Source organism: Lysobacter sp. GCM10012299, assembly GCF_042649405.1.
Taxonomy (GTDB): domain Bacteria; phylum Pseudomonadota; class Gammaproteobacteria; order Xanthomonadales; family Xanthomonadaceae; genus Lysobacter_J.
This window is the reverse complement of sequence record NZ_JBHRZC010000001.1, coordinates 56154-71419: the sequence shown is the minus strand read 5'-3', so window position 1 is coordinate 71419 and position 15266 is coordinate 56154. Positions and strand designations below refer to the sequence as shown.

Annotated in this window: 16 protein-coding genes; 5 read left to right on the top strand and 11 right to left on the bottom strand. The window is 68.1% G+C overall.

The window, feature by feature from the left end; genetic code table 11:
* Nucleotides 1-3: 3 nt before the first annotated feature.
* The 4 genes from yegS to ACFOPO_RS00375 all read right to left on the bottom strand — a co-directional run bounded on the left by yegS (nt 4) and on the right by ACFOPO_RS00375 (nt 2705).
* Nucleotides 4-930 (bottom strand): lipid kinase YegS, encoded by a 927-nt coding sequence (yegS, locus tag ACFOPO_RS00390; protein WP_386699843.1) that lies wholly within the window; start codon nt 928-930, stop codon nt 4-6.
* 222 nt (nt 931-1152) lie between these two features.
* Entirely contained in the window at nt 1153-1626 is a 474-nt protein-coding gene (gene rraA, locus ACFOPO_RS00385) for a ribonuclease E activity regulator RraA (protein ID WP_158733909.1), read from the bottom strand.
* Nucleotides 1623-2300: a ribulose-phosphate 3-epimerase gene (rpe, locus tag ACFOPO_RS00380; RefSeq protein WP_386699841.1), complete on the bottom strand. Its 678-nt coding sequence runs from the start codon at nt 2298-2300 to the stop codon at nt 1623-1625. Before rpe ends, rraA begins: the two co-directional genes overlap by 4 nt.
* 69 nt (nt 2301-2369) lie before the next feature.
* The gene (locus tag ACFOPO_RS00375; protein ID WP_386699839.1) at nt 2370-2705 is read right to left on the bottom strand and encodes a DnaJ family molecular chaperone; all 336 of its coding nucleotides are present in this window, start codon (nt 2703-2705) and stop codon (nt 2370-2372) included.
* Between the two features lie 199 nt (nt 2706-2904).
* Here ACFOPO_RS00375 and ACFOPO_RS00370 point away from each other — a divergent pair, with 199 nt between their 5' ends.
* From ACFOPO_RS00370 to ACFOPO_RS00360, 3 genes are all read left to right on the top strand, one after another.
* Nucleotides 2905-3840: a phosphoribosylaminoimidazolesuccinocarboxamide synthase gene (locus ACFOPO_RS00370; RefSeq protein WP_386699838.1), complete on the top strand. Its 936-nt coding sequence runs from the start codon at nt 2905-2907 to the stop codon at nt 3838-3840.
* A gap of 72 nt (nt 3841-3912) precedes the next feature.
* Nucleotides 3913-4419, top strand: a complete 507-nt coding sequence (locus ACFOPO_RS00365) for a DUF962 domain-containing protein (RefSeq protein WP_386699837.1) — start codon at nt 3913-3915, stop codon at nt 4417-4419.
* A 46-nt stretch (nt 4420-4465) separates the two neighbouring features.
* Nucleotides 4466-5353 (top strand): DMT family transporter, encoded by an 888-nt coding sequence (locus ACFOPO_RS00360; RefSeq protein WP_386699835.1) that lies wholly within the window; start codon nt 4466-4468, stop codon nt 5351-5353.
* 27 nt (nt 5354-5380) lie between these two features.
* Here the strand turns inward: ACFOPO_RS00360 and ACFOPO_RS00355 are convergent, their stop codons facing one another.
* From ACFOPO_RS00355 to hppD, 6 genes are all read right to left on the bottom strand, one after another.
* Entirely contained in the window at nt 5381-6253 is an 873-nt protein-coding gene (locus ACFOPO_RS00355) for an NAD-dependent epimerase/dehydratase family protein (protein ID WP_386699833.1), read from the bottom strand.
* Between the two features lie 2 nt (nt 6254-6255).
* Complete coding sequence (gene nhaA / locus ACFOPO_RS00350) at nt 6256-7497, bottom strand: Na+/H+ antiporter NhaA (protein WP_386699831.1); 1242 nt, start codon at nt 7495-7497, stop codon at nt 6256-6258.
* Between the two features lie 34 nt (nt 7498-7531).
* Nucleotides 7532-8488, bottom strand: a complete 957-nt coding sequence (locus tag ACFOPO_RS00345; RefSeq protein WP_386699829.1) for a sodium:calcium antiporter — start codon at nt 8486-8488, stop codon at nt 7532-7534.
* A gap of 80 nt (nt 8489-8568) precedes the next feature.
* On the bottom strand, nt 8569-9198 hold the full coding sequence (locus ACFOPO_RS00340; protein WP_386699828.1) for a hypothetical protein: 630 nt from the start codon (nt 9196-9198) through the stop codon (nt 8569-8571).
* A 103-nt stretch (nt 9199-9301) separates the two neighbouring features.
* The gene (gene hmgA / locus ACFOPO_RS00335) at nt 9302-10600 is read right to left on the bottom strand and encodes a homogentisate 1,2-dioxygenase (RefSeq protein ID WP_386699826.1); all 1299 of its coding nucleotides are present in this window, start codon (nt 10598-10600) and stop codon (nt 9302-9304) included.
* 45 nt (nt 10601-10645) lie between these two features.
* Complete coding sequence (hppD, locus tag ACFOPO_RS00330) at nt 10646-11740, bottom strand: 4-hydroxyphenylpyruvate dioxygenase (protein ID WP_386699824.1); 1095 nt, start codon at nt 11738-11740, stop codon at nt 10646-10648.
* Nucleotides 11741-11842: 102 nt separating this feature from the next.
* Between hppD and ACFOPO_RS00325 the strand changes: the two genes are divergently transcribed.
* Entirely contained in the window at nt 11843-12364 is a 522-nt protein-coding gene (locus tag ACFOPO_RS00325) for a MarR family winged helix-turn-helix transcriptional regulator (protein WP_386699822.1), read from the top strand.
* Nucleotides 12365-12388: 24 nt separating this feature from the next.
* Nucleotides 12389-13726 (top strand): aspartyl/asparaginyl beta-hydroxylase domain-containing protein, encoded by a 1338-nt coding sequence (locus ACFOPO_RS00320; protein ID WP_386699821.1) that lies wholly within the window; start codon nt 12389-12391, stop codon nt 13724-13726.
* Nucleotides 13727-13744: 18 nt separating this feature from the next.
* On the opposite strand, the gene ACFOPO_RS00315 is transcribed toward ACFOPO_RS00320, so the two are convergent.
* Nucleotides 13745-15253, bottom strand: coding sequence for a M14 family metallopeptidase (locus ACFOPO_RS00315; protein WP_386699820.1), 1509 nt, complete (start codon nt 15251-15253; stop codon nt 13745-13747).
* Between the last annotated feature and the right edge of the window lie 13 nt (nt 15254-15266).

Sequence of the window (15266 nt, the reverse complement as noted above, 5' to 3'; positions counted from 1 at the left end):
GGGTCACTCCGCTTCAAAGGCACCGACGGGCAAATGCATCAGCAGCTTGCCCGGAACGCAGCGGATGTCGAAGCGTCTGGCCTGCACCGGTTCGCCATCGAGGTTGAGCGTGAGCGGTTGCTCGCCCTGGATCTCGAGTCGGTCCAGACGGGCCTGGACGGCATGGCGCGCGAGCGCGGCATCCCGGCCTTCGCTCACCATCGTGGTCATGGTCGCCATCACCTCGCCCGACAGCGGCGGAATCACGGTCAGGTCGAGCAGGCCGTCGTCGACTCGCGCTTCGGGGCACAGGACATGGCCACCACCGGCCTGGCGTCCATTGCCGACGCCAAGGGCGATGAACTCGCCGTCCCAGGCAAAGTCAGGCCCACGCACGCGGGCACTGACGGGATCGAACTGACCAAGGCGGGCGATGCCCGTCACCAGGTAGGCCAGGCTGCCAAGCACCTGCTTGAGGCCGTCATGCGTCTCGACGGTAACGTCGGTGCCAAAGCCGCCACTGGCCATGTTGGCGCACCAGCGCAGGTCGCCGTCGGCATCGACCTGCATCATGTCGAACGGCCGCGGTTGCGTCTGCGCGACCAGCAACAAGGCTTCCAGCGGCTGCGTCGGTATGCCCGCGGCGCCGGCGAAATCATTGGCGGTGCCCAGCGGCACCAGGCCCAGCGATGGCGCCCGCACCGCTCCGGTGCAGTGCTCCGCGAGCGCTCCGGCGACCTCTCCCAGCGTGCCGTCGCCACCGCCGGCAAGGATGCAGTCCACGCCGGTTTCGATGGCCTCTTCGACGTAGCGGCTGGCATCACCGTGTTCCCAGGTGACCCGGACATCCAGCGCAATGCCGCGATCGCGCATGGCGGTGACCGCATCACGCAGGTCATCGTCGCCCGCGGATTTTCCATTGAGTATCAAACGCCAGCGAGGTTGTGCCATGGACCGGTTCGCAACAGGGGAACCCGGAGCCTAACAACGCCGGTGGAAGTGACGGTGAACTGCGGGCACATGAATGCCGCGCCACGTTCGTCATCAGTTCGTCATCGTCGATCCGGAATATGGGAGGCCATATCAGGGACGACGGGCGGAGGCTGGATTGCCTCCAATCTTCCGCGGCAAGCCAGCGATGGCTTGCCGCTTTTCATGGGGCCCCGGAAACGCTCAGCGCAGGTCGGTATCGGCCACGACCACGCCATCCTCGTCGGCGCACAGCCAGTCGCCCGGGCGGATCCGGATGCCGCCGAATTCGACGTCGACATCGCGTTCGCCCTCGCCCAGCTTGTCGGTCTTGCGCGGGCACACGCCCAGCGCCTTGACGCCCAGGTTGAGCCCGCCGATCGCGCCGCTGTCGCGGATCACGCCGAACACCACCACGCCGGCCCAGCCGTTCTCCGCGGCCTTGGCGGCGAGCAGGTCGCCGAGCATCGCGCGGCGGGTGGAACCGCCGGCGTCGACCACCAGCACCCTGCCCTGCCCCGGCTCGGCCACCGCTTCGCGCACGCGCGAGTTGTCCTCGTCGGCCCGGATCGTGCTGACCAGGCCGTTGAAGGCCAGGCGGCCGCCGAAATCACGCAGCGGCAGGTCGAGCACGCGCACCTGCGCGTCATGGAGATCGCACAGGTCGCAGGTGTTCATTTTGCCCTCACTCCGTTGACGGCTGATTTCATCTTGCCGATCACGTCGGCGTAGTCGGGTGCGTTGAAGATCGCCGATCCGGCGACGAAGGTATCGGCGCCAGCGGCCGCGATCTCGGCGATGTTGTCGGCCTTGACGCCGCCGTCGATCTCCAGCCGGATCGGCTTGCCCGTGCGGTCGATCATCTGGCGCACGCGGCGCAGCTTTTCCAGCGCCGACGGAATGAAGCTCTGCCCGCCGAAGCCCGGGTTGACCGACATCAGCAGCACCATGTCGAGGTCTTCGAGCACCCAGTCCAGCACGTCGATGGGCGTGGCCGGATTCAGCACCAGCCCGGCCTGGCAGCCATGCGACTTGATCAGCTGCACGGTGCGGTGCACGTGTGCGCTGGCTTCGGGGTGGAAGCTGATCAGGCTGGCGCCGGCCTTGGCGAAATCCGGAACGATGCGGTCGACCGGTTCGACCATCAGGTGCACGTCGATGGGCGCGGTGACGCCATGCTTGCGCAGCGCCTCGCAGACCAGCGGGCCGATGGTGAGGTTGGGCACGTAATGGTTGTCCATCACGTCGAAATGGACCCAGTCGGCGCCGGCGGCGAGCACGTTGTCGACCTCCTCGCCGAGTCGGGCGAAGTTGGCCGAAAGGATGGACGGGGCGATGACGGTCGATTGCATGGGGGTTCCTGTTGCCTTGAGTCTGCCTGCTCCCCGGCGCTCGGGGGAAGGCTTGGGGGACGGCCGGGCTTACCTGCGCTGGCGCAGGGACTTGATGCGGTCGTAGGCCTGGTTGATCTCGCGCGCCCGCGCCTCGGCCTGCTGGCGCAGCTCGGCGGCGGCGCCGGCCATGCGGTCGGGGTGGTATTGCGAGATCAGCCGCCGGTAGGCCTGGTCGACCTCGGCGTCGGAGGCGTCGGAGGTCAGGCCCAGGGCGGCGTACGGGTTGTCCCGGCGCAGCCTGAACCAGTCGATGTCAAAGGCATGCCCGATCAGCAGCCCCACCAGGGCGCCAAAGAGCGGGTTGGTGCGGAACAGGGCGGCTCCGGCGAAGAAGCCCAACAGCTTGCCGTACCAGCGTTTCATCGTCCTCCCCGCGACCCCGGCGGCCGCCTTCCCGGACACCCGTCCAGACCGGTCGCCAGTGTACCTGCACGTCGTGCCAAGCCGGCGTACACTGGCCGGCCCTGTCGCGCGCATGCGCGGACTCTTGGCGGAGTTCACGTCCAGAGTTCCGGGCTGTGGTGTGCGGCGGGGCATGCGTGCATATCCAGAGGGTTTTGCGTTGTCCACGACACTGCTGCAATCCGACCTGCCGGGCCTGAGCCTGCGCCACCGCGGCAAGGTCCGCGACGTGTTCGACCTGCCTGCCGAGCGGCTGCCCGCCGGTGCCGGCGAATGCCTGCTGATGGTCGCCACCGATCGCCTGTCCGCCTTCGACGTGGTCCTGCCCGACCCGATCCCGGGCAAGGGCGAGATGCTCTGCCAGATCAGCAACTTCTGGTTCGGCAAGACCGAACACATCATCCGCAACCACCTCACCGGCATTGATGTCGCCTCGGTGCTGCCGGCCGGCATCGACACCGCGCTGTACGCCAAGCGCGCCGTGGTGACCCGTCGCCTGAAGCCGGTGCCGATCGAGTGCATCGCGCGCGGTTACCTTATCGGCAGCGGCTGGAAGGACTACCAGCGCACCGGTCGCGTCAGCGGCATCGCCCTGCCCGACGGCCTGCGCCAGGCGGAAATGCTGCCCGAGCCGATCTTCACTCCGTCGACCAAGGCCGCCGTCGGCGACCACGACGAGAACATCGACTTCGACACCGCCGTGCGCACCGTCGGCGCCGACCTGGCCGAGCAGGTGCGTGACGCAACGCTGCGCCTGTACAAGTACGCGCGCGACCACGCCGCGCAGCGCGGCATCATCCTGGCCGACACCAAGTTCGAGTTCGGCCTGGATGCCGATGGCCGCCTGTACGTGATGGACGAGATGCTCACGCCGGACTCGTCGCGTTACTGGCCGGCCGACCAGTACGAAGTCGGCACCAGCCCGCCGAGCTACGACAAGCAGTTCGTGCGCGACTACCTGGAAACGCTCGGCTGGGACAAGACCCCGCCCGGCCCGGCGCTGCCGGCGTCGGTGATCGAGCGCACCCGCGCCAAGTACGCCGAAGCGCTGCAGAAGCTGGCCGGCATCAGCATCGATGCGCCGCAGCCGGCGTGACATCGGCTTCCTAAGTTATCCTCCCATTCGGTCCCGCATTGAGCGGGGCCGAGCGCGCCTGGGAGGGACGCCATGAACACCGCAGCCGACTCGACGACCGGGTCATCGCAACGCCAGATTGATCAGTGGTTCGCCAACTACTCCGGCGACCATCGCAATGCCACCAACCAGCTCATCCACGTGATCTGCGTGCCGGCGATCCTGTGGAGCGTGATCGCGCTGCTGTGGTGCATCCCCGCGCCTGGCACGTTGTTCCGCGCCGGCTTCTGGGCCGGACTGGCGATGCTGGCCAGCGTGCTTTTCTACTACCGGGCCTCGCGCGCACTCGGCCTGGGCATGGCCTTCGTCTACCTGCTGATGGGCCTGGCGACCGGCTGGATCCATGACCGCTTTGGCACCGGCACGCTGCTGTGGCTGGGCGTGGGCGTGTTCGTGGTCGCCTGGATAGGCCAGTTCATCGGCCACAGCAAGCTGTACGAGGGCAAGCGCCCGAGCTTCTTCACCGACCTGCGCTATCTGCTGATCGGGCCGGCATGGGTGCTGGCGAAGCTGTACCGGAAGCTGGGCTGGTCGTACTGACGTTGACTTGCCATCCCCGCGAAAGCGGGGATGACGAACGAAGTTCATGACCCCGCGCGATCTCGTCCTCGTCCTGCTCGTCGTCGTCGCCTGGGCGGTCAACTTCCTGACCTCCGCGCTGGCGATGCGCGAGATCCCGCCGTTCCTGTTCACCGCGCTGCGCTTCGCCCTGCTGGCGATGCCGCTGGTGTGGATGCTCAAACGGCCGGCACCGGGCCAGTGGCCGCGCCTGGTCGCGGTGTGCCTGTGCATCGGCGTGCTGCACTTCGGCCTGAGCTTCACCGCGCTGAAGCTCGCCGGCGACCTGTCGTCGCCGGCGATCGTGATGCAGAGCTACGTGCCGATGACGACGCTGCTGGCGTGGTGGTGGCTGGGCGAACGCTTCGCCTGGCGCACCGGCCTGGCCATCGCGGTGAGCTTTGCCGGCGTGCTCGTGCTGGGCTTCGACCCGATCGTCCTCGACCGGCCGATGGCGCTGGTGCTGATGCTGGTGTCGGCGGCGTTCCTCGCCGTGGGCACGGTGTTGATGAAGGGGCTGCGCGGCCTCGACGTGGTCAGCCAACAGGGCTGGACGGCGGTGTTCAGCGTGTTGCCGCTGGTCGCGATCAGCGCCTGGCTGGAACCGGGTGCGATCGCGCAACTGCCGCATGTCAGCTGGGTCGGCTGGGCTGGCGCGGCGTATGCCGCCTTCGTCTCGTCACTGCTGGGCCATGGCCTCTACTACGTGCTGGTGCAGCGCTACCCGGTCGCACAGGTGACGCCGTGGCTGCTGCTGGTACCGGTGCTGGCCATTGGCCTTGGCGTGGCGTACTGGGGCGATCGCCCGGGTCCGCGGCTGCTGCTCGGCGGTGCGATGGTGCTGGGCGGCGTGTTGCTGATCGCATTGCGTGCGCTGCGCAAGACGCGGCCCGTGGCGCCTGCAGAGGAAATGTAGGCGCGAACTGCAGGCGCGGACGCCGTTTCAGGCGTCTTCGGCGCGCGGCTCGAACATCTCGGCGCGCGGGCGGAACAGTCGCGGCGAATAACCGAAGTCGCGCTGGGCCGGCGCCATGTCGAACACCTGATCACTGCGCATGCGGCGGACCGCGGCCTCGCCCAGTCCGGTCCCGCGACCGGTCAGCTGCGCCACCAGCAACGCCAGGTCGAACATCGGCGACGGCAGCTCGACCAGCGTCGGCGGCGGCTGCAGGCAGGCCAGCACGCGCGCGACCATGTCGCGATAGCTCAGTGTTTCGCCGCCAGGCAATGCGTAGGCACGGCCATGTGCAGCAGCGACGCCCTGGCAGGCGAACGCGGCGGCGGCCAGGTCATCGACATGCACCGGCTGCCGCAACCCATCGGCGCCGCGCGGCAGCGGAAACCGCCGCCAGCGCCGGGCGAGATGGGCGATGCGCGTCAGCGTGGCATCGCGCCCTGCCCCGTACACCAGCGTCGGCCGCAACACGGTCGCGGCGGCGCCGCGCGTGCCGGCCGCCGCGAAGAGGCGATCCTCGCCTTCGCGCAGGCGCTGGGCGACGTCGCGCTCGGCGGCATCGGCCGAGCCGCGCTTGACCTCGACACTGGTCGAGCCGAAGGCAATCACCCGCGCGGCCTCGATCGACGATGCGCCGTACCACCTGGCGAACGCATCGAGCGGACCGCAGCTGAAAATCGCGTCGACACGGCCGGGAAGACCCGGGACGTGGTCGAGATCGCCGCGCAGCCACTGCAGGCCGGGCTCGTCGGACTGGGGCGCGCGCGATACCGCGGTCACGCTCCAGCCATCGCCCTGCAGGCGTCCCAGCAGCGGAAAGCCGATCTGGCCACTCGCGCCGAATACCAGTGCCTTTCGCATCGTCAGCCCACCGCCTGCGTGCGCGCAGGCAGCGTGAAGCGCAGCCAGAAGTATCCGATCAGCGCCGACACCAGCGAGGCGAGCAGCACGCCAAGCACGGCTTCCTCGTAGAGCATCGGATCGTTGTAAGCCAGTGACCCGATGAACAGGCTCATGGTGAAGCCGATGCCGCACATCACGCCCAGGCCGAGCATCGCGCGCAGGTCCATGCCGTCCGGGAAGCGCGACCAGCCCAGCGCGCGCATCAGCAATGCGGCCGTCACTATCCCGACCGGCTTGCCGACAAACAGTCCGATCACCACGCCCATCGGCAGCGGCGAGAGCATGTCGTCCATGCTCAGCCCGCCCAGCACCAGGCCGGCGTTGGCGAAGGCGAACAGCGGCAGGATCGCGTAGGCCACCCACGGATGCAGTGCGTGTTCCAGCGATTCCAGCGGCGAATGCTCGACCTCGTCGTCGACGGCATTGTTGCGGTCGACGTGCGGGATCATCAGGCCGGTTACGACGCCGGCGAGCGTGGCGTGGACGCCGGACTTGAGCACGCACACCCACAGCACCACGCCCAGCAGCAGGTACGGGGCCAGTGCGCGCACGCCGCGACGGTTGAGCAGGAACATGCCGGCGATCGCCGCGCCGGCCCAGGCCAGCGCCACCATCGACAGGCCATGCGAATAGAACAGCGCGATGATGATGATCGCGATCAGGTCGTCGACCACGGCAATCGTCGACAACAGCAGCTTCATGCCGCTGGGCACGCGCGAGCCGAGCAGGGCCAGCACGCCCAGGGCGAAGGCGATGTCGGTCGCCGTCGGCACCGCCCAGCCGCGCATGGCCTGCGCGTTGTCGTGGTTGAAGGCGGTGAACAGCAGCGCCGGCACGGCCACGCCGGCGAAGGCGCAGACCATCGGCAGGACCAGCTGGTCGCGGCTGGCGAGCTGGCCGCTCAGCGATTCACGCTTGATCTCCAGCGCGACCAGCAGGAAGAAGATCGCCATCAGCCCGTCGTTGATCCACAGCAGCAACGGCTTGGCGATGTCCAGACTGCCCACCCGCACCTGCACCGGCATGTCGCGGAAGGCGTCGTATGCCGTGGCCAGCGGCGAGTTGGCCGCGATCATCGCAAGCACCGCCGCGCCGATCAGCATGATGCCGCCGGCCGCTTCGAGGCGGAAGAATTCGCTCAGGGCACGCAGACCGCGCGGTGAGTTCGCGGACCGGGCGTGGGCACGGGCTGGTTCGTTCATCGCGGCAGTATAGCGACCGCGAGTCGGCGGCCCGTCAGGCGCGCATCACCAGCATCTCGAAGGCCACCCACGCCAGGAAGGCGATCAGCAATGCCGCGCCTTCGTTCTTGCTCACGCGCAGGTCGCCGCGCAGCATCGGGTAGAGCATCAGCGCGAACACGCCAGCGGCGGGCAACTCAAAACGCACGAACGATTCCGGCAATGCCAGCGAGCCGTCGATGAGGGCCATGCCGCCGATCACGACCAGCAGGTTGAAAAGGCTGGCGCCGATGACGTGGCCGGCGACGATGTCGCCCTGGCCGCGTCGTGCCGCCGCGACGGCCGCTGCGACTTCGGGCAGCGCCGTGCCGATGGCCACCGGCAGCAGGCCGGTCAGCAGCGTGCCCATGCCGAGGCCTTCACCGATCGTCGGCGCACTGTCCACCACCAGCTTGGAGCCGAAGTACAGCAGCACGGCCGCAATCGCGAAGCGCAGCAGGTTCAGCCAGAGGTCGCTGCTGGTGCGCGCGAAGGCGGCGATCGCATCCTGCAGCTCGGGCGACTCGCGCCGCGTGCGCGCCGCGGCAAACGCCACCACGGCGACGAAGGCGACGATCAGGATCAGTCCGTCGACGCGCGACAGCACGCCGTCCATGCCCATAAGCACCACGGCCAGCGTGCCGGCGAGCAGCATCAGCAGCATCGGTGCCAGCGCACGCCAGCGCAGCACCACCGGCGTGATCAGCGCGGCGGCGCCCAGGGTCAGGCCGAAGTTGGCGACGTTGCTGCCGACGGCATTGCCCAGCGCCAGCGCCGGCTGCCCGCGCAGGATGGCCTGCAGGTTGACCGCCAGCTCCGGCAACGAGGTACCGAAGGCCACCAGCACCAGGCCGGCGACGAACGGCGAGGCGCCCACGCGCTGCGCCAGGCCGGAAGCACCCTTGACGATCGAGTCGCCACCCAGTGCAAGCAGCACCAAACCCAGTACGAACCAGCCCATCGCTTCAAACATCGCGTCCATCCCCCCGGTGTCAACACGAATCGACCGGCGATTCTATGCCTACTGGGCCTGCTCGCGTCCAGCAACGCGTCTCAGGAACATCCTTCCACGTAATCGATCTGCGGCGGGACGCCGATGCGCCACGAGCTGACCACACCCTTGGCATCGGTCTCGAAGAGCAATACGCCGGGGCCAGCCGCCGCATCGACGACGCGCAGGTACTGGCCGCCGTCGATGTACTTGTGCGGTTGCTTGCTGACACGGCCGGCATAAAGCCGGTCGATGTCCCGGGTGCTCATTCCGACCTTGCCGCCGCCCGGCGCCTCGATGTCGATCGCGTCGACGTCCACGCGCGCGAAGCGGTCCTGCTCGATCATGAAGCCCACGCGGTAACCGTTTGCAGTGCGCGCCTGCGGCAGCAGGTAATAGCAGCCGCCTGGTTCCGCGGGTTTCTCGTCGCCCAGGTCCGTGCCCCACGCCATCCGCACTTGTTCGTCGCTGGCGCCGAAGTGCGCCGGACCGAATCCGGCGAAACCAATCGTGCCGGGTGCCGGCATCGCGCCCTTCAACGGGGCGACGGCCTCGGGCCTGGGCGCCGGAGCGACTGTCGCCTGGGGTGCAACAGTCGCCGATGCGGCGGGTGCTGCAACGGCAGGCGCGTGGGCGGCGCGTTCGCCGCACGCCGCAAGGCCCACCACCACCAGGGACAACCACCACTTCACCGGCACTGCTCCACAAGAATCAAGGCAAGTGGGGCAGCCTACGCGTCGGCCGTGAACGTGGCGCATAGGCGCGGGGCATGCAAGCGCCATGCAGGACGCGTGATCAGTCGGCGCTGAAGTGCTTCTTCAAACCGGCCCAGCACGCCTGGTAATCACGCTGGCGGTGCGCGGCCTGCAAAGCCTGCTGCGCCGGCCGGATCACCGCGCGGGTCTCGAACATGAACGCCATCGTGTCGGCGATCACATCCGGCTTGCCCAGGTCGGCGGCGCTGGCCTTCTCGAACGTCGCCGCATCCGGCCCGTGCCCGCTCATCGAGTTGTGCAGCGAAGCGCCGCCCGGCGAGAAGCCTTCGGCCTTGGCGTCATAGGCACCGTGCACCAGGCCCATGAACTCGCTGGCGATGTTGCGGTGGAACCACGGCGGACGGAACGTGTCCTGCGCCACCAGCCAGCGCGGCGGGAAGATCACGAAATCCAGGTTGCTGGTGCCCGGCGTATCGCTGGGCGAATGCAGCACCAGGAAGATGCTCGGGTCGGGATGGTCGTAGCTGATCGATCCGATGGTGTTGAAGCGGCGCAGGTCGTACTGACAGGGTGCGTAGTTGCCGTGCCATGCCACCACGTCCAGCGGCGAGTGGCCGATGTCGGCGCGCCACAGGTGGCCCTGGAACTTGGCGATCAGTTCGAACTCGCCTTCCACGTCTTCATAGGCCGCGTTCGGCGTGAGGAAGTCGCGCGAGTTGGCCAAGCCGTTGCTGCCGATCGGGCCGAGGTCGGGCAACTGCAGCATCGCGCCGAAGTTCTCGCAGATGTAGCCACGCGCCACGTCATCGGGCAGCGAGACCGAGAAGCGCACGCCGCGCGGGATCACCGCGATCTGCTGCGGTTCGATCTCGATCACGCCCAACTCGGTGGCGATGTGCAGGCGCCCCTGCTGCGGCACGATCAGCAGTTCGCCGTCGGCGTCGTAGAAGTAGCGGCCGTGCATGTCGCGATTGGCGGCATACAGGTGGATGCCGACGCCATGCTGCCCGGCCGGCGAACCGTTGCCGGCCATGGTGAACAGACCGTCGACGAAATCGACGGGCTGCTGCGGCAGCGGCAGCGGATTCCAGCGCAGCTGGTCCGGCGGCACCGGACCGTCACCGAAGTCGTTGTGGAAGCGCGGCTGCTCGTACGGCGCAAACGTGCCGTGCATCGCCGCCGGGCGGATGCGGTACAGCCAGCTGCGCCGGTTGGCGTGGCGCGGCGCGGTGAACGCCGTGCCCGACAACTGTTCGGCGTAGAGCCCGTGCGCAACGCGCTGCGGCGAGTTGCGCCCCTGCGGCAGCGAGCCGGCGACGGCCTCGCTGGCGAACTCGTTGCCGAAACCGGATTGGTAGCCGTTGCTGCGGATCGTCATGCAGGCGTCGCTTGGTTGGAGTGAGGACCTGGTGGCAGTCGAACCTTACAGCACGCCGCGACGCATCTGGTCGCGCTCGATGCTCTCGAACAGCGCCTGGAAGTTGCCCTCGCCGAAGCCTTCATTGCCCTTGCGCTGGATGATCTCGAAGAAGATCGGGCCGATCGCGTTCTGGGTGAAGATCTGCAGCAGCTTGCGCTGGTGGGTTTCCGGGTCGGCGTCGATGAGGATCTTGTTGCGCGCCAGGCGCGGCACGTCCTCACCGTGGTTGGGCACGCGCTGGTCGATCACGTCGAAGTAGGTCTCGGGCGTGTCGAGGAACTCGACGCCCTGCTCGCGCATGGCTTCGACCGTGTCGTAGATGTTGTCGGTGAAGCAGGCGATGTGCTGGATGCCCTCGCCCTTGTAGGCGTCGAGGTATTCGTTGATCTGCGACTTCGGATCCGACGACTCGTTGAGCGGGATGCGGACGATGCCGTCCGGCGCCGTCATCGCCTTCGACACCAGGCCGGTCTTGGCGCCCTTGATGTCGAAGTAGCGGATCTCGCGGAAGTTGAAGAGACGCTCGTAGTAGTCCGACCACTGCTGCATGTTGCCGAAGTACAAGTTGTGGGTCAGGTGATCGATGAAGGTCAGGCCGAAGCCCTTCGGGTCCTGGTCGGCACCCTGCACCGGCAGGTAGTCGCCGTCGTAGATCGAACCGGCGCTGCCGTAGCGGTCGACGAGGTACAGCATGCAGTCGCCGATGCCCTTGACCACCGGCGCATCCACGGCGCGGCTGTCGGCGTTGTCGGTGATCGCTTCGCCGCCGTTGCCGATGACCGTGGCGAACACCTCGGTGGCCGGCTTCTTGAAGCGGATCGCGAAGCCGCAGGCGCTGGGGCCGTGCTTGGCGGCGAACTCGGCGGCGAAGCTGTCCGGGTCTTCGTTGACCAGGAAGTTCACCCCGCCCTGGCGGTAGACGGTGATCGGGCGCGTCTTGTGGTGCAGCACGGCGGTGAAGCCGAGCTTGCGGAAATAGTCGTGCAGGAGCTCGCCCTGGCCGGCCGGGGCGGCGAATTCGACGAACTCGAACCCGTCGATGCCGAGCGGATTTTCGAACGTGGTGACTTGCATGCCGAGGTTGGGCTGCACATTCATGGCATTGTTCTCAGGTAGCGGCGACGCCCGCTGGGGACGGCCTGGATCAGAAGAGGCCGTTATAGTTTCAATTGAAACCATAATCAAGGCCCTTTGCAGCAAATGAACGAACCCAGCCCCGGTCAGTCACGCCCAGGACAGGCCCGCCCCAGCCAGCAAGGCCCGGATCACGCCCAGCTCGACCTCGAGCATTTCCTGCCGTACCGCCTGTCGGTGCTCAGCAACCGCGTCAGCGGCACGATTGCGCGCATCTACACCGAGCGCTTCGCCCTGAGCATCACCGAATGGCGGGTCATGGCCGTACTGGGCCGCTACCCCGACCTGTCGGCCAACGAGGTCGCCCAGCGCACGGCGATGGACAAGGTCGCCGTCAGCCGCGCGGTCGCCCGCCTGCTCGAAGCCGGCCGCCTGCAGCGCGAGATCCATGGCGACGATCGGCGCCGCTCTGTGCTGCGCCTGTCCGAGGCCGGTTACGGCATCTACGACGAAGTCGCCCCGCTGGCGCTGGAGTTCGAGCGGCGCCTGCTGCAGGGCATCGACGAGGCCGAGCGCGCCCTGCTGTTCCGGTTGCTCGACCGCCTCGACGAACTGGAGCTTCGTGCCGAGTCGGACTCGACTTACTGACGCACCGCATCGTCCACCGTCTCCATGACCGCCCCGATCGCTTCCGTCCCGCCAGAAGCCGCGCAACTGCTGGTCCTGTTCGCCGAAGCCCAGGCCAAGGGCGACCTCCCCGGCGCCCAGGAGCTGGCCGAGCAGATCGTCGCCGCGTTGCCGGACCATGCCGAGACCTTGAGCTTCCTGTCCACCCAGGCGCGACTGCGCGGCGATGGCGCGAGCGCTTGCCGATGGGCGGAACAGGGACTCCGCCACCATCCGCAGTCGGCACAGCTGCACTTCGACCTGGGCGCAGCGCTGTCCGCCAGCGGCCGCGCCGGCGAAGCCAGCGACGAACTGTCGACGGCACTGCAGCTGCAACCCGGCTCGGTGCCCGCGCAGCTGTGGCTGGCCAACGCCCGGGCACAGCTCGGCGATGCAGCCGGCGCGCTGGCGTTGCGCGTGCGCGCACTGGGCGACGCCGACCGCCAGGGTTACCTGCGACAGCCGGAGCGGCTGGCTGCCGACACCCACCAACACCTGCTGGAAGCCAACGTGGCCACCCAGCAGGAACGCGCCCGCATCGTCACCTCGATCCTGCAGGAGCTGCGCTCGCGCTGCGGCCGCGGCGAACTGCGGCGCATCCATCGCGCGTTCGAACGGTTCTTCTCGGCCAACCCGGAGCCGCCGCCGCACCCGCTGCAGCGCCCCACGTTCCTGTTTGTACCGGGCCTTCCGGACCTGCCGTGGTTCAAGCGCGAGATGTTCCCGTTCCTGTCCGCGATCGAGGACCAGACCGACCGGATCCGCGACGAGATGCTGGCCGTGCTGACCGAGGAGACCGAGCTGCGGCCCTACGTCGACATGCCCGACGATGCGCCCGGCGCGAAGTTCATGGGCGAGCTCAACCGCTCGTTGAAATGGAGCGCTTACCACTTCTACCGCCATGGCGAGCGCATCGACGCGCATTGCCGGCGCTGCCCGGTCACCGCCGCCGCGCTCGATGCCCTGCCTTTGCACCGCGTGCCCGACCACGGCCCGGAAGCGATGTTCTCGGTACTGCGCCCGGGCGCGCACATCACCCCGCACACCGGCGTCATCAACGGCCGCCTGACCGTGCACCTGCCGCTGCTGGTGCCGCCCGATTGCGGCGCGTTGGCGGTGGCACGCGAAGCGCGACCCTGGCAGGAAGGGCAATGCCTGGTCTTCGATGACTCGTTCGTGCACGAGGCCTGGAACAAGAGCGAGCACACGCGCGTGGTGCTGATCTTCGACCTGTGGAATCCCTATCTCAGCGCCATCGAGCAGGAAGCGATGGCGGCGGTCATCCACGCACTGGGTGCATTCAACCGGCGCTACGGGCTGCTCGACACCACGCTGGAATCCTGACCTGCACGGTCTGCAACGTCAGGCGTGCTCGATCGCGCGCACGCGCCACGCCGGGAACTCGCTGCCGACGCCAGGCGTATCGATCCACTGGCAGGCCAGCAGGCCGTCGTCGCTGCCGGCCTCGCACAGGTACACCGCGACCGCACCGCGTTGCTGCTCGGTGCGCACCAGTGCCCAGCCTTTCGGCAATGCGCGTTTCTCGCGCCGGTACTCCGCCTCCAGCACGGGGACTTCGTCCGCTTCCAGTATCTCGCGCCCCGCCGATGCGCCGTGCGCGGTCACCGTGGCGATCTCGGCATCGAGCTGCGGCGGCACGGGCGGCCGCTCGATCACCAGGCCATGGCCTTCCAGCCGGGCGGCGACGTCCTCGGGTATCGCGTACGCCAGTGGGCGCTGCACCACGTGCTCGGCAACGAAGCGACCGATGTAGGGCACCTTCACCGCGATCGGGTCGCCTTCCAGCATGTATGGCTGGCGCGTGAGCACCTCGACTTCGAGGTCATCGAATGGCTCCAGCCGGTAGCTCACCGCGATGTCGTCCGGCGGCATCTCGCAATTGGCAAGCAGCTCCACGATCTGGGCGCCGTGCTCGCCCACGTACGCGAGCGTTTCGCGGATGAACGCATAGGTGGTCAGCACGCGCTGCTCGAAGCTGATGTAGGCGTAGGTTTCCAGCAACAGGTCGAGGCGGTTGCACAGCCCACGGTAGTTGCCGCCGAAGCGCGGATGGTGGGTGTAGGTGATCCAGCCGCTGCCCTCGCCGCCTTCGTCGCGCAGGAAGTTGCCGTAGTAGAACGTGTCGCGGCCGTCGTTCGCCTTGACCGCCGCGGTCACTGCCGGCAGCAGCTGCCCGCGCATGTACTCGATCGGCTCGCTGCGCCCGCTCAGCACCGTGTGCGGGATGTCGTAGGTCAGGTCGAAGCGGTGGATCGAGCCGTTGGTGGCGTGGCAGTCGATGCTCAGGTGCGGGTTCCACGGGTGCATCACCCGCGTCTGCAGCAGGCGCATCTCCGGCGCCTGCTGGCGCATGTAGTCGCGATTGAGGTTGATGCCGGCGGCATTCACGCGCGTGCCGACGCCGCTGTCGGGGCCGAGCTGGCCGGTGAAATGGGCGATGTCGAGGCGGCGGTTCTCCGGGTCGATGCGCTCGTTGCCATCGGCGTTGAACAGCGGCACCAGCAGCAGCGTCATGCGTTCCAGCAGGTCGCCGTGAGCACCGTCGAGCAGGTCGCGCACGAACATCAACCCGGCTTCTTTGCCTTCGACTTCGCCGGCGTGGATGCCGCACATCACCAGCACCACCGGCAGGCCAAGCTGGCGCGCCTGCTGCGGGGTGGTGACGCCGGTTGCCGACAGCACCAGCAGCGGCAGCGTGCGGCCTTCCGGGGTCTGGCCGAAATCGGTGACGTGCAGGCGCGGGTCGTTGCGTGCCGCCAGTGCGTCGATGAAGGCCATCACGTCGGCATGGCGCGAGGTGAAGGTGTAGTCGCTGCTTTCGGCACGGGTCAGCGGGGACGGCTGCGGCATGTCAGGGGTCCGG